Genomic DNA, 19,204 nt, shown 5'->3' with positions numbered 1-19,204 from the left:
TATCATGGCATACAGCGAAAAAGTAATTGATCACTACGAGAACCCACGTAACGTTGGTTCATTCGATAAAGAAGATCCATCAGTAGGTAGCGGCATGGTTGGCGCTCCTGCGTGTGGTGACGTAATGAAGCTTCAAATCAAAGTGACACCTGAAGGTATCATCGAAGATGCGAAGTTCAAAACATACGGTTGTGGTAGTGCAATCGCATCAAGCTCACTAGTAACTGAGTGGGTAAAAGGTAAGTCAGTTGATGAAGCGGCAGCAATTAAAAACTCTGAGATTGCTGAAGAGCTAGAGCTTCCACCAGTGAAAGTTCACTGTTCTATTCTTGCTGAAGATGCAATCAAAGCAGCGGTTGCTGACTACAAGAAAAAACACCAAGAATAATTATTCCGTAATATAATGGGAGCTTTGACGCTCCCATTCCAACCGAAATTTAGACAGACTAAGGTGCAGTATGGCCATCACAATGACAGAATCAGCGGCAAGTCGCGTAAGAGCATTCCTAGATAACCGAGGCAAAGGTATCGGTTTACGTCTTGGAGTGAAGACGACTGGTTGTTCCGGCATGGCATACGTACTTGAGTTTGTTGATGAGCTCAATGAAGAAGACGAAGTATTTGAACTCTCTGGAGTGAAAATTATCATCGATCAAAAGAGCTTAGTGTACCTAGATGGTACTGAATTGGATTACGTGAAAGAAGGGTTGAATGAAGGTTTTGAATTCAACAACCCTAACGCGAAAAGTGAATGTGGTTGTGGTGAAAGCTTCAACGTCTAATTGATTGTCCTTCTGGGCAAACGAGTCCGGAAGGCTTTACTAGGACCCGAACTTAATGAATCACTTTGAATTATTTGGGCTACCAAGTCAGTTTAAGCTGGATGGTAGCCTTCTTTCTTCTCAGTTCCGAGAACTACAAAAACGCTTCCACCCGGATAACTTTGCAACGGGCTCAGAACGTGACCGTTTGATGGCGGTGCAAAAGGCGGCGCAAATCAACGATGCCTATCAAGTTCTGAAAAATCCTATTTCTCGCGCCGAGTATATCCTCGCAGAGCAAGGTGTTGAGATCCGAGGTGAACAGCAAACAATGCAAGATCCGATGTTCTTAATGGAGCAAATGGAACTGCGCGAAGAACTGGAAGAGATTGCTGACAAGTCCGATCCTGAATCGGCGCTTTTTGACTTCGACTCTAAGGTCAGCAAAATGTACAAACAGCATCTGGCAAGCGTCGAGCAAGAGCTTGATGATGGTCTATGGGCTGAAGCCGCAGACCGAGTTCGTAAGCTAAAATTCATTGCCAAACTAAAGAACGAAATTGAGCTAGTCGAAGACAAACTCCTCGGCTAGTAAGCGTGACAAGGACCTATCATGGCACTACTTCAAATCGCAGAACCGGGCCAAAGCTCGGCACCTCATGAGCATAAGTTAGCAGCGGGTATCGACTTAGGTACTACCAACTCTTTGGTTGCTTCTGTACGTAGCGGCGATGCAACTCCACTTGCGGACGAGCAGGGCCGTACTATTTTACCTTCAGTCGTTAATTACGCTGAGGAAACGTTAACGGTCGGCCACGAAGCCAAAGCCAAAGCAGAGTTTGAACCAGAGAACACGATTATCTCTGTAAAACGTTTGATCGGTCGTTCATTAAAGGACATTCAGTCCCGTTACTCTTCACTTCCTTATCGTTTTAAAGAGAGTGAAAACGGCCTGCCAATTCTGCAAACACCTCAAGGTGACAAAAACCCGATTGAAGTATCTGCGGACATCCTAAAAGTATTGGGTAAGCGAGCTGAAGATACGTTAGGTGGTGAGTTAGCTGGTGTCGTTATTACCGTTCCTGCTTACTTTGATGACGCGCAACGTGCAGGTACAAAAGATGCGGCGAAATTAGCTGGTCTTCATGTTCTCCGTCTACTTAACGAACCAACCGCTGCGGCAATTGCTTATGGCCTAGACTCTGGTCAAGAAGGTGTGATTGCGGTTTACGATCTAGGTGGCGGTACTTTTGATATCTCTATCCTACGTTTATCGAAAGGCGTATTTGAAGTATTAGCAACAGGTGGCGACTCTGCATTAGGCGGTGACGACTTCGACCATCTATTTGCCGATTATTTAATGGAGCAAGCGGGTCTAGAAGCGCCGCTTTCTGCAGAAAAGAACCGTACACTGTTGAACATTGCTACTGAAGCTAAGATTGCTTTCTCTGAGCAAGACAGTGTTGACGTTGACGTTTTTGGTTGGAAAGGCACCGTGACTCGCGAGCAGTTCGAAGATCTGATTCGTCCGCTAGTGAAGAAAACACTGATGTCTTGTCGTCGCGCATTAAAAGATGCGGATGTAGATGCGGAAGATGTACTTGAAGTAGTCATGGTTGGTGGCTCAACCCGTACATTGCTGGTTCGTGAAATGGTAGGCGAGTTTTTTGGTCGCACACCCCTGACAAGCATTAACCCTGATGAAGTTGTTGCAATCGGCGCGGGTATCCAAGCAGACATTCTCGCGGGTAACAAGCCTGACTCTGAAATGTTGCTTCTTGATGTGATTCCACTGTCGCTCGGTATTGAAACCATGGGTGGTTTGGTCGAGAAGATCATCCCCCGCAACACTACGATTCCCGTTGCGCGTGCGCAAGAATTTACCACATTCAAAGATGGCCAAACGGCGATGAGTGTTCATGTGGTACAAGGTGAACGTGAAATGGTTGATGACTGTCGTTCACTTGCTCGCTTCTCGCTAAAAGGTATTCCTCCGATGGCAGCGGGTGCGGCACATATTCGCGTGACTTACCAAGTTGACGCAGATGGCCTTCTTTCTGTTACGGCAATGGAGAAGAGCACTGGTGTTCAATCAGAGATTCAAGTAAAACCTTCTTACGGCTTAAGTGACAATGAAGTGGCGGATATGTTGCGTGATTCAATGACGCACGCAAAAGAAGACATGCAAGCTCGTGCCTTAGCTGAACAGCGTGTTGAAGCCGACCGAGTGATAGAAGGTTTGATTGCAGCGATGCAAGCTGATGGTGATGACTTACTATCAGAACAAGAGAAACAAAACTTGATTAAAGCCATCGAAGCCTTGATTGAGCTGCGTAATGGTGATGATGCAGATGCGATAGAGCAGGGCATTAAAGATACCGATAAAGCGAGCCAAGATTTCGCATCACGCCGTATGGATAAATCGATTCGAGCTGCGTTGTCAGGTCAATCAGTAGACGATATATAAGAGATAAGTAGTTATGCCTAAGATTATTGTATTACCACACGACGATTTGTGCCCAGAAGGTGCAGTGTTGGAAGCAAACTCTGGTGACACCGTTCTAGACGTAGCGCTAAAAAACGGTATCGGTATTGAACATGCGTGTGAGAAGTCATGTGCGTGTACTACCTGCCACGTAATCATCCGTGAAGGTTTTGATTCACTAGAAGAAAGTGAAGAACTAGAAGACGACATGCTAGATAAAGCGTGGGGTCTAGAGCCTGAGTCACGCCTAGGGTGTCAGGCGAGAATTGCTGATGAAGACTTGGTAGTAGAAATTCCTAAATACACACTCAACCACGCTTCAGAAGATCACTAAAACTATCTTCCCAATATAGGGAAGAAGCAAAAGGAAGATGAGCAATGAAATGGACAGATTCTCGCGATATCGCGATTGAACTTTGTGACAAGTTTCCAGATGTCGATCCAAAAACAGTGCGTTTTACCGATCTTCATCAATGGATCATGGAGTTAGATGAGTTTGACGATGAGCCAAACCGTTCTAATGAAAAGATTCTAGAAGCCGTTATCATGTGCTGGATGGACGAAGCAGACTAAGTCTGTAAAACACAGCCTAGTTAACAATTCTTACTAAAAAAAGCGGACCTTTAGGTCCGTTTTTTTATCCAATTGACATTTTTGCCCTACATAATGCTAACATCCGTGAGTTATTAAAAAGAAGCAGCGTAGGCAACGCTGCTATAAGACAAGGAGAAACCATGTCTACACAGATGTCTGTATTTTTAAGTCAAGAGTCGGCAGCACCACATTGGGGTGAAAAAGCACTGCTTTCATTCGCTGAAAACGGCGCAACTATTCACTTAGGTGAAGGTCATGATCTCGGCGCAATTCAACGTGCAGCTCGTCAGCTAGATGGCCAAGGAATTCGTTCTATTTTTCTTTCTGGTGATAACTGGGATCTAGAGAGCGTATGGGCTTTCCACCAAGGGTTCCGTAACCCTAAAAAACATGGCTCAGTTGAGTGGGCAGCATTGTCTGATGAAGAGCAAGCAGAGCTTCAAGCTCGTATTACTTCGACTGATTTTACCCGCGATATTATCAACAAAACGGCAGAAGAAGTTGCTCCTCGTCAGCTAGCGACAATGGCTGCTGAATTCATCAAATCTGTTGCGCCGAAAGGCACGGTGACAGCTCGTATCGTCAAAGACAAAGACTTGTTGGCAGAAGGTTGGGAAGGTATTTACGCAGTAGGCCGTGGTTCTGAGCGTACTTCTGCGATGCTTCAGTTAGACTACAACCCAACTGGTGACGAAAACGCACCTGTATTCGCATGTCTTGTGGGTAAAGGCATCACCTTTGATTCCGGTGGTTACAGCTTGAAGCCTTCTACCTTCATGAGTGCAATGAAAGCAGATATGGGTGGCTCGGGTACTATAACTGGTGGCCTAGGATTAGCTATCTTGCGCGGTTTAAACAAGCGCGTAAAGCTGATCTTGTGTTGTGCTGAGAACATGGTTTCTGGCCGTGCCCTTAAGCTTGGCGACATCATCACTTACAAAAACGGCAAAACCGTTGAGATTATGAATACCGACGCGGAAGGTCGCTTGGTGCTTGCAGACGGTCTTATCTACGCCAGTGAGCAAAAGCCTGAGTTAATCATTGACTGCGCGACGCTAACAGGCGCAGCGAAGAATGCGTTAGGTAACGATTACCATGCGCTAATGAGCTTTGATGATGAGCTATCGCATCAAGCGCTTACGGCGGCAAACCAGGAAAAAGAAGGCTTGTGGCCGCTACCACTTGCTGATTTCCATCGAGAAATGCTGCCATCTAATTTTGCCGATTTATCGAATATCAGCTCTGGTGATTATTCTCCGGGTGCAAGTACTGCAGCTGCATTCTTGTCTTACTTCGTTGAGGACTACAAAAAAGGCTGGTTACATTTCGACTGTGCGGGTACGTATCGTAAAGCCGCTTCTGATAAATGGGCTGCGGGAGCAACGGGTATGGGTGTTCGTACACTTGCTCGTTTCCTCAATGAGCAAGCTGGAAAATAAGATTGATTGCAGCACTCTCTTGTTTGAGTGCTGCTCTTACCCAGTAAGTCACTTTAAAAGCACAACTATTATTACAAGTACAGAAAGGAAATTTTATGGCTCTAGAAAGAACATTTTCAATCATTAAGCCTGATGCTGTAGAGCGAAACCTAATTGGTGAAATCTACAATCGTATTGAAAAGGCTGGCCTACGTATCATCGCTGCCAAAATGGTTCACCTGACAGAAGATCAGGCAAGCGGCTTTTATGCAGAGCATGAAGGTAAAGAGTTTTTCCCTCCTCTAAAAGAGTTCATGACATCTGGTCCTATTATGGTTCAGGTATTGGAAGGCGAAAATGCGATTGCACGTTACCGCGAGCTAATGGGTAAAACCAACCCAGAGGACGCGGCATGTGGCACTTTGCGTGCTGATTACGCACTCAGCATGCGTCACAATTCAGTTCATGGTTCAGATAGCCCTGAGTCTGCCGCTCGTGAAATTGAGTTTTTCTTCCCTGAATCAGAAGTTTTCTCTCGCTAACTCGTTCATGCATCACTTTTGCGTGATGATCTAGTTCGTAATAACCTCGGAATTGTCCGAGGTTTTTTATTCCGCGTTCTCCATTTCACCTGCGAGTTCATTCGTAATTATTCGCGAAGATGTTGGCTAATCTGAGCATCTTACAGGGGTGAAAGCTTAGTTACGTGTGTTTGTTCTCACTGTTTTCTCTGTACCACTTCTACGCTTTTGTTGTCGGTTGTCTAATCATTATTCTCACCGTAAAGTCTGATTAAAATTTAATCGTTTTTATTTTAATGCCTTAGCAAACTCAGGGTCTTACACCCCTTGTTGTAGCTGCATAAAGGCTGTACAATTCGCGCCCTTATTCTTGTTTCAGTCATTGAGAGGCAACATGACCACTGAAAAAATCAATCTACTCGACTTTGATCGCAAAGGCATGCGTCAGTTTTTCGCGGAAGAACTTGGCGAGAAAGCGTTTCGTGCCGATCAGGTTATGAAGTGGATCTACCATTTCGGTGTAGATGACTTCGAAAAAATGACAAACATCAACAAGAAGCTGCGCGAAAAGCTTTTACACAAGTGTGAAATTAAAGCACCAACTGTAGCAGAAGCTCAGCATTCTTCAGACGGCACGATCAAGTGGGCAATGAAGGTTGGTGATCAGGATGTAGAAACGGTTTACATTCCAGAAGATGATCGCGCAACGCTTTGTGTATCTTCTCAAGTAGGTTGTGCATTGGAATGTAAGTTCTGCTCAACAGCACAGCAGGGCTTTAACCGTAACTTGAAAGTTTCAGAGATCATCGGTCAGGTGTGGCGTGCTGCACGTGAAATTGGTCTTGAGAAAGAAACAGGCCGTCGCCCAATTACGAACGTCGTGATGATGGGCATGGGTGAGCCGCTTCTTAATATGAAGAACTTGATTCCTGCATTGGAGTTAATGCTGGATGACCTTGGCTTTGGTTTGTCGAAGCGTCGCGTAACCGTATCAACATCAGGTGTCGTTTCTGGTCTTGATCAGATGACGGGCAAAATCGACGTTGCGTTAGCGATCTCTCTTCATGCGCCAAACGATAAGCTGCGTAGTGAAATCATGCCAATTAACGATCGTTGGGATATTCAAGATTTCCTAGCATCCGTTCGTCGTTACATTGCTTCATCGAATGCAAACCGTGGCAAGGTAACAGTCGAGTACGTGTTGCTTGATCATGTGAACGATGACATGGACCATGCTCGTGAACTGGCTGAATTGATGAAAGACACACCATGTAAGATTAACTTGATTCCGTTTAACCCGTACCCAGGTTCACCTTACAAGAAACCAAGTAACTCACGTATTGATCGCTTCCAAAAAACATTGATGCAATACGAGCACACAGTTACGGTTCGTAAAACACGTGGTGATGACATTGATGCCGCATGTGGTCAGTTGGTCGGTGATGTAATTGACCGAACTAAACGTACGGCAATGCTGAAAGCGTCACGCGGTGCCGATACCATTGAAGTGAAAGCTGTATAAACGACCGGAATTCAAAAATAGCCAGAGCCATTCGCTCTGGCTATTTTGTTTATTGTTTAGGACATTTTCGCCAAGATTTGGGACTATCACTCTTCAACCTAAGGTTATTTGGGTATAATTTCGAATTCCTTTGTCAAAGTTTGGACAAAAGCTTGAGCTATCTGTTAGTTTGAGTGTAAAGAGTTTTTGTCTTCGTTGCGCATTCGCTTATCATGATATGTAACACTAACGATGACACCGATAATTCTCAGCACTTTCTCACATACGTTTTGCTGATTTTTGCAAAACGGGTATTCGCACTCAGATCGCTGAGAGTTTCTTAAAATTATTATTTTTGGTTAACGCGTTTAGGCTAGCTATCTTTAAAGAGGCTTAAGAACAATAACGAAAATACATGACCACGTTAGCCACTAAAACAGATTAAATACCGCCATTATGACAGAACACGAAAATACGAATGAAGTGCCACTCTCTATTGAAGCTGGCACATTACTGAAAAACAAACGTGAATCCTTGGGAATGAGCCAAAAGCAAGTTGCCGACCGCCTGAGGCTTCGCATTTCTGTGATTGAAGATATTGAAAATAACCGATTTGAATCTCAACAAGTCGCGACATTTACGCGTGGTTACTTACGCTCTTACGCTAAATTCGTAGGTCTTGATGAGAAGGTGGTTTTGACGGCGTTAGAGCAGACTGCCGATGCTCAGCCTCAAGAGCAAGAAATTGAAATGCAAAGCTTCTCTCGTAAAACAAAAGACGAGAAGCACAATAGCCGTATTATGCTCCTTACTTGGGTTATCGGGCTAGTCATTATTGGCATTTCAGCTGCATGGTGGTGGCAAAACCAACAAGAGAATAGCCTAACTAAGGAAGTAACGGATTCAAGTGTTGAAGCGCCGCAGCCCACTGCTCAAGAATTAGCTGATATCGATTTGATGACGGCTGAAGAGTTAATCGCAAGCACTCCTGAAGAAGTTGCTTCAACTAATGAAGGTGTTGCTGAATTGACTGAAGCACCCGTTGAGCAAGGGGCGGATCCTTTGCTGACTGAAACTGAAAATACAACAAGCGTAGATTCTGAAGAACCTGTTGCCGTGATTGAAGCGGCGGAAGAGGAACAGCCTGCGCCAGTAGTACCTGAAGGCATGACACTTCTTACTATGAAGTTTAAAGCGGACTGTTGGATTCAAGTAAAAGACACCAATGGTAAAACGCTGGTAAGTGGTACTCATAAGCCAGGACAAGATGTAGAACTTACCGGAAAAGCGCCATTTAAAGTGATATTAGGCGCACCGGAAGGGGTTACAATGACATTTGCAAGTGAACCTGTCGACCTTTCTGGGTATACTTCAGGCAAAGTAGCTAGATTCACTCTACCGTTATAAAAAATTATGCAACACGAATCTCCAATTATTCGTCGTAAATCGACGCGTATTTATGTGGGTGATGTGCCAATTGGTGATGGTGCGCCAATTGCAGTACAGTCAATGACTAACACTCGCACGACTGACGTAGAAGCGACAGTCGCTCAAATCCGAGCACTAGAAAAAGTCGGCGCAGATATCGTTCGAGTTTCTGTACCTACGATGGACGCAGCAGAAGCTTTCAAACTGATTAAACAGCAAGTTTCTGTACCATTAGTGGCTGATATTCATTTCGACTATCGTATCGCGCTGAAAGTTGCGGAGTACGGAGTTGACTGTTTACGTATCAACCCAGGTAACATCGGCAATGAAGAGCGCATTCGCGCTGTTGTTGATTGCGCTCGCGATAAAAATATCCCGATCCGTATTGGTGTCAATGGTGGATCTTTGGAAAAAGATCTACAGATGAAATACGGTGAGCCTACGCCAGAAGCCTTGGTTGAATCGGCGATGCGTCACGTAGATCATCTCGATCGTCTTAACTTTGACCAATTTAAAGTTAGCGTGAAAGCTTCAGACGTTTTTCTTGCGGTGGATTCATATCGTCTGCTGGCGAAGAAAATCGATCAGCCTCTTCATTTAGGTATCACAGAGGCGGGTGGTGCTCGAGCTGGCGCTGTTAAGTCATCTGTTGGCTTAGGTATGCTGTTATCTGAAGGGATAGGAGATACGCTGCGTATCTCTTTGGCTGCCGATCCAGTTGAAGAAATCAAAGTCGGTTTCGACATCCTTAAATCTCTGCGCATTCGCTCTCGAGGCATCAACTTTATTGCGTGCCCAAGCTGCTCACGCCAAGAATTCGATGTGATTGGTACGGTGAATGCACTGGAGCAACGTTTAGAAGACATCATCACGCCAATGGATGTGTCTATCATCGGTTGTGTGGTAAACGGCCCTGGTGAAGCAGAAGTTTCTCACTTAGGTCTAGCAGGTAGTAACAAGAAGAGCGCATTCTACGAAGATGGTAAACGCCAGAAAGAGCGCTTTGATAACGATGACCTTGTGAATAAGCTAGAAGCTAAGATCCGTGCGAAAGCAGCTATGATGAATGGCGAAAACCGCATCGAAGTTAAAGTACAAGATTAATCTCAACGAGAATTACGGTAAGTATTGTGGCAAAAACAATTCAAGCAATTCGAGGCATGAACGATTGCCTCCCAACTCAGTCGCCACTGTGGCAAAAATTAGAAAACACAGTGAAAAATGTAATTAGCGCATACGGTTATAACGAAGTGCGCATGCCAATCGTTGAAGAAACAAACCTATTCAGCCGCGCTGTTGGTGAAGAGACAGACGTCGTTTCAAAAGAAATGTACACCTTTGATGACCGTAACGGTGACAGCCTAACACTTCGCCCTGAAGGTACGGCGGGCTGTGTACGTTCATGTATCCAAAACAGCCTGATCAACCGTGATGAACAGCGTCTGTGGTACATGGGGCCTATGTTCCGCCATGAACGTCCGCAGAAAGGTCGTTACCGTCAATTCCACCAGTGTGGTGTTGAGGTGTTTGGTCTAAATGGTCCAGATGTTGATGCAGAGCTTATCATGATGACGGCGCGTCTATGGCGTGAGCTAGGTATCAATGAACATGTTCGTCTTGAGCTGAACTCTATCGGTTCTCAAGAAGACCGCGCAGACTACCGTACTGCACTGGTTGCATTCCTTGAGCAACATATTGATGTGCTAGATGAAGATTGTAAGCGTCGCATGCACACGAACCCACTGCGTGTTCTGGATACGAAGAACCCAGACGTTCAAGCTATTTTAGGTGATGCGCCTCGCCTTTCAGATTACTTGGGTGAAGAATCTAAAGCACACTTCGCAGGTCTATGTGAACTTTTAGACGCCGCAGGTATCAAATACACAGTTAACGAACGTCTAGTTCGTGGTCTGGATTACTACAATCGCACGGTATTTGAGTGGATCACTGAGAGCCTAGGTGCTCAAGGCACTGTATGTGGCGGTGGTCGTTACGATGGCCTTGTAGAGCAATTAGGTGGTAAACCAACACCAGCGGTTGGCTTTGCAATGGGCCTAGAGCGTCTAGTACTGATGCTAGAAACGTTGGAACTGACAGACGTTCGTCGCAGTGTTGACGTGTACGTAGTCACAGCGGGTGAAGGCACCATGATGGCAGGAATGAAGCTAGCAGAACAGCTTCGCGAGTCTGTTCCAGGCGTTCGTGTGATGAATCACTTCGGTGGCGGTAACTTCAAGAAACAGTTTAAACGCGCAGACAAAGTTGGTGCTGTTGTAGCATTGGTTCTGGGCGAAAACGAAGTTGCGGATAATACCGTAGTACTGAAAGACTTAGCTGGTGGTGAGCAAGAGACTTACAACCAAGCAGAAGTTGCAGAAAAGATCGCAGCACTGATTTAAGTCTTTTAGTAATCTAACAAAATTACATCCTAGTTCGTAAGCTAAGGCTCCCAAATGTGGAGCCTTTAAACGAAATAGGAACAATGGCAGCTAAGCTGCCATTTACATGTTTTAAGAGGACAGGAAGTGGAACTTTACGATACTGAAGAACAACAAGTTGAAGCCATTAAAGACTGGTGGAAGGAAAACGGCAAAGCCGTCATCATCGGTGCGGTTGTTGGTTTAGGTGGTCTATTTGGCTGGCGTTACTACCAGGATTCTGTGATTCAGGCGAGTGAAGCAGCTTCTCAAAGCTACACGACAGCAATGAATGCTTTGCAAGACAAAGGCACTGATGCTCAAGCTGACGTGAAAGCTTTCATTGAGTCAAATGAAGTAAAAGAATATTCAGTATTGGCTGCACTACAACTTGCTAAAGCACAAGTTGAAGCTCAAGACCTTTCTGCTGCATTGGAGCAACTGAAGTGGGCGCAAAGCAACACTCAAGATGCTGCGTTGTTACCATTGATTAGTTACCGCATTGCGCGTATTGAGACGGAAATGGGTAACTTCGACGCTGCAACGGCAGAGCTAAGTAACGTCACTGATACAGCATGGACAGGTCGTATTGCTGAACTTCGTGGCGATATTGCGATTCGCCAAGGTGACAAAGATGCTGCGTACGCTGCGTATACTGAAGCTCAGCAAGCGGCAGATGCAAGCCCGACACTACAAATGAAATTGGACGATCTGGCGAAATAAGGACCGCATTGGATGAAAAGAGTCTTTAAGAAAGCCTTGCTAGGGGCGTTAACAATGGGAGTACTTGCCGGTTGTGCAGGTGAGAAAGACACCATTGTAATGGCGCCACTACCTCAGGTAGACAGTCAGTTTACAACCAGTAGTGAGTGGAGCACATCGGTTGGCGATGGTGTTGGTCATTACTTTTCAAAACTATCCCCTGTATTTGCGAATGATACATTGTTCGTGGCAAGTCGTGATGGCTTAGTAAAAGCGCTGGATCCTGAGAATGGTAAACAACGTTGGCAAACGGACCTAGAAGAAGATGTCATTGCTCGTCTCTCTGGTGGTATCACAGCGGCATACGGAAACCTTTACATTGGCTCTGAGAATGGTGAAGTCATCTCTCTTGACCAAGAAACAGGTGAAATTGTTTGGCGTGTAAAAGTTGGTGGTGAGGTACTGGCGAAGCCAGTTGCAGATTCAGGCCTTATTATCATCAATACTAGCCGAGGCATGCTGATTGCCCTTAATGAGAGTACAGGTGAGCAACGCTGGGCATTGAGCACAGAAGTGCCGAACTTAACTTTACGTGGCGACAGTACTCCGACTGCAATTGGCGGCGGTGTATTTTGGGGAACGGCAAATGGCCGACTCGCAGCTGCTATCGTTGAGCGTGGTCAGTTGATTTGGCAACAGCCTGTTGGTACGCCAAAAGGCGCGACAGAAATTGATCGTTTGGTTGACGTTGATTCATCGCCAATTGTGCTAGGCGGTACTCTTTTCACCATTGGATACAATGGTCAACTTATCGCCATTGACTTACGTTCAGCGAACCCGATTTGGAAGCGTAATTACTCATCTGCGACAGACATTTCTACAGATGGTAGTCGCATCTTTGTGATAACGGAAAAAGATCATGTTGTTGCCGTTGATTCACGAAGCGGGACTGAGTTGTGGGAAAACAGCTTGCTTGAGCACCGACAACTTACAGCGCCAGTTATTGTTGGCAATTATCTCGTTGTCGGTGACACGCTTGGTTACCTTCACTGGATGGATCGTTCAACGGGCGAATTTGTTGCGCAGCAGTTTGTCGATGATAGTGGCTTGGCAGTTGGCCCGACGTTATTGTCGGATGGTTATGTGATTACAACTCGCAACGGCGATGTAAAGAAACTAACCATTAACGAATAATATCGTGATATAATTCACATTCGGCTCCTGGCTGGTGACAGCTAGGAGCCGTTTTGTTGTTTGAATTTATTAACCCTGACGTGGTTATAGGTAAAAAGCTGGTTTGATTTGGCATCGAGCAAGTCGTTACCTATAACTACAGAAGAAAGATTATTGTAGAGGTTGTTATGGTACCTGTTGTAGCTCTAGTAGGGCGTCCGAACGTAGGTAAATCTACACTATTTAACCGATTGACTCGCACTCGTGACGCGTTGGTTGCGGACTTTCCAGGCCTAACGCGAGACCGTAAATATGGCCAGGCGAGACTTGGTGAAGAGCACGAATTCATTGTGATTGATACTGGTGGTATCGATGGCACAGAAGAAGGCGTGGAAACAAAGATGGCAGAACAGTCATTAGCCGCGATTGATGAGGCTGATGTTGTATTGTTCCTTGTTGACGGTCGTGCTGGTCTGACACCTTCAGATGAAGCAATTGCTGCGCATCTGCGTAAAATTGAAAAGCCAGCGATGCTGGTAGTAAACAAAATCGATGGTATTGATGCCGATGCGGCGTGTGCTGATTTTTGGCAGCTCGGCGTGGATGATATGTACCAGATTGCGGCTGCTCATGGCCGTGGTGTGACCGCTTTGCTTGAGCGTGCTTTATCTCCATTCTTTGATGATCTACTAACAAGTGAATCTGAAGAAGGTGAGATTGAAGACCTGACTGGATTCGAAGACGAAGAGCCTCTTGTTGAAGATTACACTGAAGAAGACGCAGAAGCTGAATTCAAACGCCTTCAAGAGCAGCCGATTAAGTTGGCGATCATCGGTCGTCCTAACGTAGGCAAATCGACACTGACTAACCGTATTCTGGGTGAAGAACGTGTGGTTGTATACGATATGCCTGGTACAACGCGCGATTCTATCTACATCCCGATGGAGCGTGATGGACGCGAATACGTACTAATTGATACCGCAGGTGTTCGTCGTCGTGGTCGTATCAATGAAACGGTTGAAAAGTTCTCTGTTGTTAAGACGCTGAAAGCGGTAGAAGATGCAAACGTCGTTCTACTGGTGATTGATGCACGTGAAAATATTTCAGACCAAGACCTAAGCTTGCTTGGTTTTGCACTGAATGCTGGCCGCTCAATTGTCATCGCCGTTAACAAGTGGGATGGTCTAGACAGTGACGTGAAAGAAAGCGTGAAGAAAGAACTGGACCGCCGTCTAGGATTCGTCGACTTCGCGCGTATCCACTTTATCTCTGCGCTGCACGGTACTGGCGTTGGTCACTTGTTTGAATCTATTCAAGAAGCATATAACTCGGCGACAACGCGTGTGGGTACGTCAGTACTGACGCGTATCATGAAGATGGCTGTGGATGATCACCAACCGCCAATGGTTCGTGGTCGTCGTATCAAACTCAAATACGCACACGCAGGTGGTTACAACCCACCGATCGTTGTTATCCACGGTAACATGGTTCGTGAATTGCCAGATTCGTATAAACGTTATCTGATGAACTACTTCCGTAAGTCTCTGGAAATTATGGGAACACCGATTCGCATTAACTTCCACAACAGTGATAACCCATACGAGAACCGTACGAATAAGCTTACGCTATCACAAGAGCGTAAACGCAAACGTATGATGTCGATGGTGAAAAACCGCAATAAATAATGAAATTCGAATACCCAAGTTTCTACTTGGGTATTTTTTTATCAAAAGTAATCGTAAAAATGACTATCACAGCAACAAAGACTCGTTTTTGTCATCAAACATGGCAATTAGAAGCACAAATACAGCTCGTTCAATCTACGGAAGAAGTGACTTACGTTATTACAGATGTCACGCCGTTCCATCCCGTTAGTCACATGTGGCCGGATCACCCTGCAGATAAAGGAACGTTGAAGGTGAATGGGTCTGAGCATGACGTAGTAGATTGCCAAGTTGGAGCAGTGGAGCAGGAGAGTGGTGCTTTGTATGTGGGTAGTGACATCCCTGTAAAGCGTGATGCTGAAGGTTGGGTGTTTGTCGTTGTGCATGTTTTATCACGTACGGAATCACTTGTTACTGATGATTTGGTGACATTGGCGGTAGATAAGGATTACCAACGCGCTTTGAGTCGAGGCCACACTGCAGGACACTTAGCGTATTTGGCGTTGAATAAAGTACTAGCGGAAGACTATTGGCGAAAAGACGCAGACCGCAAAGACCCACATGGTTATTATGACTTTAATAGCTATGCACAAGTTACGAGTTATGTTACTCCAGACAAGTGCCTCGATACGTACCGTTTAGGCAAAACACTCCGTAAAAGAGGATTAAACAGTGCAGATATGCTGAATGACCTCCAGGCGATTGCAAAAAAAGTGAATAGCCAACTTGTGGAATGGCTTCGACGAGATGCGATGATCACCATGGAATGCCACGGTGACAGATTAACGGATTCTCGCTATTGGAAGTGCGATTTAGGGGAAGGTCAATTAGCGGTAATCCCTTGTGGTGGAACGCATGCGAGCCATTTAAATGAGTTTGCTTTTATCCAAGTTAAACTCGTTAAGCTCGACGCTCAAACTATCGAAATGCACACCAATGTAAACACTGCTTTTTGAATAAGATCTTTTTATTAAATTCTGATTTTTCGTTTAATTAAATCTTTTTAAGGTTTTTTATTCTGCCTTAAATTGGAATGCAGAATATGTAACTTATGCTTTCGGTGTGTGGTTATATAAATATTCTTTTAAGGGGTGATCGCTGATCAAGGAGTAAATATCAGACGATCAGTATAAGATCCTACGTATCAAGTATGGTTAACGCCTCGTGAAACTTGTTGGGGCGGTGATGAAGATCAACATACTTGTTCGCTATTTTGAGTAGCATGCGTTACTCGAAATTGCTTAGTTTAGAGAGAGGAACGGGATATGCAGCAGAACATTTGCCCGACTTGCAATGTCGAACTGGAATGGACAGGACAATACCATTGTGCACAGTGTGAATCGGATTTTAAAAAAGTAGGTTTTTGCCCTGATTGTGAGGCGGAGCTGGAGAAGCTGCAAGCATGCGGTGCTGCGAGTTACTTTTGTAATGTGTGTAATGAACTCAAATCAAAATCACGTGTCCGATTTAAGTTCCAGAAAATCAGTTAACCAGAGTTTGTATTCAGTTAACGGTAGAGCGAACGTCGCCTTCGGCTAATCGAGTAATCAATATATCTCCCGATTTTACATCTGAAGATTGAGTAATCACTTTACCTTGCTCAGTTTGAGTAATTGAGTAACCTCGTTTCAATGTCGCTAGTGGGCTGACGGTGTCTAACTTCTCTGCAGCAATCGCGAGTTGATGGCGCATAGTCAGTAATTTGCGATCCATTGCATCCATGAGCTTTTGCTCAACACGTTCTAGCTTCGACTTCTGCTCGGCAAGGCGTGTTACAGGAGAATTTAATTGCAGCCGATAATGTTGACGCTCGATTCGCTGTTGACGCAAGGCAATAAAACGACTCATCGCTCGCTGTAAGCGCATGTCCAACTCATCTAACTGTTGCGTCTGACGTTGCAAGCGATAGCTTGGGTGCTGTCTCTCTAGACGGTGCACTAATTGAGCAGATTGCTGCTTTTGTTGTGCTAGGTAGTAACGCATCGCACTCGCTAACTTATGCTGGCGGGTAACTAAAGCTTGATCTTTGTGGCTGTTATCACGGCTTACTAGCTCAGCGGCTGCTGATGGAGTAGGCGCGCGTACGTCGGCGACAAAATCAGCTATTGTTACGTCAACTTCATGTCCAACGGCGCTAATAATAGGAATTTGGCTTGCTGCAATCGTGCGAGCTAATATCTCGTTGTTAAAGCACCATAAGTCTTCTAATGAACCACCACCTCGGCCCACAATTAGTACATCACATTCATCACGGCTGTTAGCGCGACCAATGGCTTGTGCAATTTGAATGGCTGCGTCCTCACCTTGTACCACTGTCGGATAAATCACAACAGGTAGGGAAGGATCACGACGTTTCAATACGTCTAAGATATCGTAAAGCGCGGCACCAGTTTTCGATGTGATGACGCCAACACGTTTAGGGTGCTCAGGCAAAGATTGCTTATTGATTTGCGCGAACAACCCTTCTGCTGCAAGCTTCATTTTCAGCTCTTCAAACTCTTGTTGAAGACGGCCATCACCTTCCGGTTGCATGCTTTCGATGATCAATTGGTAGTCACCGCGAGGCTCATAAAGAGACAGACGAGCTTTTACTAGGACTTGATTACCGTTAGCGGGTTTGAAAGTAACGCGGCGATTGTTACCACGAAACATGGCACATTTAACTTGAGCGCGAGAGTCTTTAAGAGTGAGGTACCAGTGACCAGAGACAGGAGCTGAAAAGTTGGATATCTCTCCGACGAGCCAAACGATCCCCATTTCGTTTTCAAGGAGTAAACGAACTTCTGCGTTGAGACGAGAAACAGTAAAGATGTTTTGATTGGTCTTGGAGAGCACAGCTAATCTCTTAGACGTGAGTATGGAAATTAGCGGCAATATAATACATAGCAAGGGGGTAATTGCAAGAAAAAAAATTAAAAAATTTGTGGTCAAGCGATTGCGTTAACCGTATAATCCCTCCGCAATATCTAATCCAAATGTAGCTTGTTGCTAACACAGGTTACCCTCATTATGCGAAACGATGAGATTGGATTGTTCTTTTTACTCCTCTAATTGTGAGATATTGCAAATGCTAAGAATTGCCAAAGAAGCGCTGACATTCGATGACGTACTACTTGTGCCAGCACACTCCACCGTTCTCCCAAACACAGCTGATCTTCGCACTCAGCTAACTAAGAACATCACCCTAAACATCCCAATGATTTCAGCGTCTATGGACACTGTTACTGAAGCTCGTCTAGCGATTGCGCTAGCGCAAGAGGGTGGCATTGGCTTTATCCACAAGAACATGTCTATTGAGCAGCAGGCAGCCGAAGTTCGTAAAGTTAAGAAGTTCGAAGCTGGTATGGTAACTGACGCGGTTACTGTAAACCCTGACGCGACCATCGCTGATGTTGTTGCACTCACTGAAAAGCATGGTTTTGCAGGTTTCCCTGTTGTCACTGAGAGCAATGAGCTTGTTGGTATTATCACTGGTCGTGACGTTCGTTTTGTGACGGACCTTTCTAAGAAAGTATCTTCAGTAATGACGCCAAAAGAGAAGTTGGCAGCAGTTAAAGAAGGTGCAACACGAGAAGAAGTGCAAGAGAAAATGCACGAAGCTCGTGTAGAGAAAGTATTGGTTGTGAATGATGAGTTCCAACTAACCGGTATGATTACTGCGAAAGACTTCCACAAAGCAGAACGTAAACCAAACGCATGTAAAGATGAGCGTGGTCGCCTACGTGTTGGCGCAGCCGTTGGTGCTGGCGCTGGTAACGAAGAGCGTGTTGCTGCTCTAGTTGAAGCAGGCGTTGACATTCTACTTATCGACTCTTCACACGGACATTCTGAAGGTGTACTAAACCGCATCCGCGAAACTCGCGCTGCTTACCCAGATCTAGACATCATCGGTGGTAACGTAGCAACTGGTGCTGGTGCTAAAGCACTAATCGAAGCTGGCGTAAGCGCAGTGAAAGTGGGTATCGGACCTGGTTCTATCTGTACAACTCGTATTGTAACGGGTGTGGGAGTTCCACAAATCACTGCAATCGCAGATGCGGCAGAAGTGGCTAATGATTATGGTATTCCGGTTATTGCTGACGGTGGTATCCGTTTCTCAGGTGATATCTGTAAAGCAATCGTAGCAGGCGCATCATGTGTGATGGTTGGTTCTATGTTTGCTGGTACTGAAGAAGCGCCGGGTGAAGTGATTCTATACAATGGCCGTTCTTACAAATCTTACCGCGGCATGGGTTCTCTTGGTGCTATGTCTCAAGGTTCTTCTGACCGTTACTTCCAGTCTGACAACGCAGCGGACAAGCTAGTACCAGAAGGTATCGAAGGTCGTATCGCATACAAAGGCCGTCTAAAAGAGATCGTACACCAACAAATGGGTGGTCTACGTTCAAGCATGGGTCTAACTGGTTCTGCAACTATCGAAGATATGCGTACGAAAGCTGAATTTGTACGTATCTCTGGTGCAGGTATGCAAGAGTCTCATGTACACGATGTTCAAATTACTAAGGAAGCGCCGAACTACCGTCTAGGGAACTAATTACCC

The 19,204-nt window shown here is 45.3% G+C and carries 19 protein-coding genes; 18 read left to right on the top strand and 1 reads right to left on the bottom strand.

From position 1 onward, the window contains the following. Window positions 1-4: 4 nt before the first annotated feature. The 17 genes from iscU to R7Z50_RS21345 all read left to right on the top strand — a co-directional run bounded on the left by iscU (window position 5) and on the right by R7Z50_RS21345 (window position 16,154). Window positions 5-388, top strand: a complete 384-nt coding sequence (gene iscU / locus R7Z50_RS21425) for a Fe-S cluster assembly scaffold IscU (RefSeq protein ID WP_005381718.1) — start codon at window positions 5-7, stop codon at window positions 386-388. 70 nt (window positions 389-458) lie between these two features. Further along, on the top strand, window positions 459-782 hold the full coding sequence (iscA, locus tag R7Z50_RS21420) for an iron-sulfur cluster assembly protein IscA (RefSeq protein WP_005381717.1): 324 nt from the start codon (window positions 459-461) through the stop codon (window positions 780-782). Between the two features lie 55 nt (window positions 783-837). After that, window positions 838-1,353, top strand: a complete 516-nt coding sequence (gene hscB, locus R7Z50_RS21415) for a co-chaperone HscB (protein ID WP_033905803.1) — start codon at window positions 838-840, stop codon at window positions 1,351-1,353. 21 nt (window positions 1,354-1,374) lie between these two features. Next, the gene (gene hscA / locus R7Z50_RS21410) at window positions 1,375-3,228 is read left to right on the top strand and encodes a Fe-S protein assembly chaperone HscA (RefSeq protein WP_053302969.1); all 1,854 of its coding nucleotides are present in this window, start codon (window positions 1,375-1,377) and stop codon (window positions 3,226-3,228) included. 13 nt (window positions 3,229-3,241) lie between these two features. Then, a complete protein-coding gene (gene fdx, locus R7Z50_RS21405) occupies window positions 3,242-3,580 on the top strand; it encodes an ISC system 2Fe-2S type ferredoxin (protein WP_005381713.1) in 339 nt (112 codons plus the stop codon). 44 nt (window positions 3,581-3,624) lie between these two features. Further along, on the top strand, window positions 3,625-3,819 hold the full coding sequence (gene iscX / locus R7Z50_RS21400; RefSeq protein ID WP_005381711.1) for a Fe-S cluster assembly protein IscX: 195 nt from the start codon (window positions 3,625-3,627) through the stop codon (window positions 3,817-3,819). 161 nt (window positions 3,820-3,980) lie between these two features. Then, window positions 3,981-5,279 (top strand): aminopeptidase PepB, encoded by a 1,299-nt coding sequence (gene pepB, locus R7Z50_RS21395; RefSeq protein WP_017633915.1) that lies wholly within the window; start codon window positions 3,981-3,983, stop codon window positions 5,277-5,279. Between the two features lie 95 nt (window positions 5,280-5,374). Further along, complete coding sequence (gene ndk, locus R7Z50_RS21390; RefSeq protein WP_005381702.1) at window positions 5,375-5,800, top strand: nucleoside-diphosphate kinase; 426 nt, start codon at window positions 5,375-5,377, stop codon at window positions 5,798-5,800. Between the two features lie 373 nt (window positions 5,801-6,173). Continuing rightward, a complete protein-coding gene (locus tag R7Z50_RS21385; protein WP_017633913.1) occupies window positions 6,174-7,301 on the top strand; it encodes a bifunctional tRNA (adenosine(37)-C2)-methyltransferase TrmG/ribosomal RNA large subunit methyltransferase RlmN in 1,128 nt (375 codons plus the stop codon). 435 nt (window positions 7,302-7,736) lie between these two features. Then, entirely contained in the window at window positions 7,737-8,687 is a 951-nt protein-coding gene (gene rodZ, locus R7Z50_RS21380) for a cytoskeleton protein RodZ (RefSeq protein ID WP_005383707.1), read from the top strand. 6 nt (window positions 8,688-8,693) lie between these two features. Continuing rightward, window positions 8,694-9,812, top strand: a complete 1,119-nt coding sequence (gene ispG / locus R7Z50_RS21375) for a flavodoxin-dependent (E)-4-hydroxy-3-methylbut-2-enyl-diphosphate synthase (protein ID WP_005381699.1) — start codon at window positions 8,694-8,696, stop codon at window positions 9,810-9,812. A 26-nt stretch (window positions 9,813-9,838) separates the two neighbouring features. Next, the gene (hisS, locus tag R7Z50_RS21370) at window positions 9,839-11,107 is read left to right on the top strand and encodes a histidine--tRNA ligase (RefSeq protein ID WP_005381698.1); all 1,269 of its coding nucleotides are present in this window, start codon (window positions 9,839-9,841) and stop codon (window positions 11,105-11,107) included. 126 nt (window positions 11,108-11,233) lie between these two features. After that, the gene (locus tag R7Z50_RS21365) at window positions 11,234-11,848 is read left to right on the top strand and encodes a YfgM family protein (protein ID WP_005381697.1); all 615 of its coding nucleotides are present in this window, start codon (window positions 11,234-11,236) and stop codon (window positions 11,846-11,848) included. 12 nt (window positions 11,849-11,860) lie between these two features. Further along, the gene (gene bamB / locus R7Z50_RS21360) at window positions 11,861-13,021 is read left to right on the top strand and encodes an outer membrane protein assembly factor BamB (RefSeq protein WP_005381696.1); all 1,161 of its coding nucleotides are present in this window, start codon (window positions 11,861-11,863) and stop codon (window positions 13,019-13,021) included. A 167-nt stretch (window positions 13,022-13,188) separates the two neighbouring features. Next, window positions 13,189-14,685, top strand: a complete 1,497-nt coding sequence (gene der, locus R7Z50_RS21355; RefSeq protein WP_017820569.1) for a ribosome biogenesis GTPase Der — start codon at window positions 13,189-13,191, stop codon at window positions 14,683-14,685. Between the two features lie 59 nt (window positions 14,686-14,744). Beyond that, window positions 14,745-15,620, top strand: a complete 876-nt coding sequence (locus R7Z50_RS21350; protein WP_065275049.1) for a metal-dependent hydrolase — start codon at window positions 14,745-14,747, stop codon at window positions 15,618-15,620. Between the two features lie 309 nt (window positions 15,621-15,929). Further along, window positions 15,930-16,154 carry a zinc ribbon domain-containing protein gene (locus R7Z50_RS21345; RefSeq protein WP_318149252.1) on the top strand — a complete coding sequence of 75 codons (225 nt, stop codon included), beginning with the start codon at window positions 15,930-15,932 and terminating at the stop codon, window positions 16,152-16,154. Window positions 16,155-16,167: 13 nt separating this feature from the next. Here R7Z50_RS21345 and xseA read toward each other — a convergent pair whose 3' ends face one another. Further along, window positions 16,168-17,499, bottom strand: a complete 1,332-nt coding sequence (gene xseA, locus R7Z50_RS21340; RefSeq protein ID WP_042521180.1) for an exodeoxyribonuclease VII large subunit — start codon at window positions 17,497-17,499, stop codon at window positions 16,168-16,170. A gap of 232 nt (window positions 17,500-17,731) precedes the next feature. Here xseA and guaB point away from each other — a divergent pair, with 232 nt between their 5' ends. Further along, window positions 17,732-19,198, top strand: coding sequence for an IMP dehydrogenase (guaB, locus tag R7Z50_RS21335; protein ID WP_017633908.1), 1,467 nt, complete (start codon window positions 17,732-17,734; stop codon window positions 19,196-19,198). Window positions 19,199-19,204: the final 6 nt, after the last annotated feature.

It is taken from the genome of Vibrio sp. 1249-1, assembly GCF_033340495.1.
Note: the sequence above shows the minus strand (reverse complement) of the source record. Positions and strands in the feature narration are given on the sequence as shown.

Excerpts from the sequence above, each read along its gene's own strand:
- iscU (WP_005381718.1), top strand. The coding sequence starts at position 5 with ATGGCATACAGCGAAAAAGTAATTGATCACTACGAGAACCCACGTAAC.
- iscA (WP_005381717.1), top strand. The coding sequence starts at position 459 with ATGGCCATCACAATGACAGAATCAGCGGCAAGTCGCGTAAGAGCATTC.
- hscB (WP_033905803.1), top strand. The coding sequence starts at position 838 with ATGAATCACTTTGAATTATTTGGGCTACCAAGTCAGTTTAAGCTGGAT.
- hscA (WP_053302969.1), top strand. The coding sequence starts at position 1,375 with ATGGCACTACTTCAAATCGCAGAACCGGGCCAAAGCTCGGCACCTCAT.
- fdx (WP_005381713.1), top strand. The coding sequence starts at position 3,242 with ATGCCTAAGATTATTGTATTACCACACGACGATTTGTGCCCAGAAGGT.
- iscX (WP_005381711.1), top strand. The coding sequence starts at position 3,625 with ATGAAATGGACAGATTCTCGCGATATCGCGATTGAACTTTGTGACAAG.
- pepB (WP_017633915.1), top strand. The coding sequence starts at position 3,981 with ATGTCTACACAGATGTCTGTATTTTTAAGTCAAGAGTCGGCAGCACCA.
- ndk (WP_005381702.1), top strand. The coding sequence starts at position 5,375 with ATGGCTCTAGAAAGAACATTTTCAATCATTAAGCCTGATGCTGTAGAG.
- R7Z50_RS21385 (WP_017633913.1), top strand. The coding sequence starts at position 6,174 with ATGACCACTGAAAAAATCAATCTACTCGACTTTGATCGCAAAGGCATG.
- rodZ (WP_005383707.1), top strand. The coding sequence starts at position 7,737 with ATGACAGAACACGAAAATACGAATGAAGTGCCACTCTCTATTGAAGCT.
- ispG (WP_005381699.1), top strand. The coding sequence starts at position 8,694 with ATGCAACACGAATCTCCAATTATTCGTCGTAAATCGACGCGTATTTAT.
- bamB (WP_005381696.1), top strand. The coding sequence starts at position 11,861 with ATGAAAAGAGTCTTTAAGAAAGCCTTGCTAGGGGCGTTAACAATGGGA.
- der (WP_017820569.1), top strand. The coding sequence starts at position 13,189 with ATGGTACCTGTTGTAGCTCTAGTAGGGCGTCCGAACGTAGGTAAATCT.
- R7Z50_RS21350 (WP_065275049.1), top strand. The coding sequence starts at position 14,745 with ATGACTATCACAGCAACAAAGACTCGTTTTTGTCATCAAACATGGCAA.
- R7Z50_RS21345 (WP_318149252.1), top strand. The coding sequence starts at position 15,930 with ATGCAGCAGAACATTTGCCCGACTTGCAATGTCGAACTGGAATGGACA.
- guaB (WP_017633908.1), top strand. The coding sequence starts at position 17,732 with ATGCTAAGAATTGCCAAAGAAGCGCTGACATTCGATGACGTACTACTT.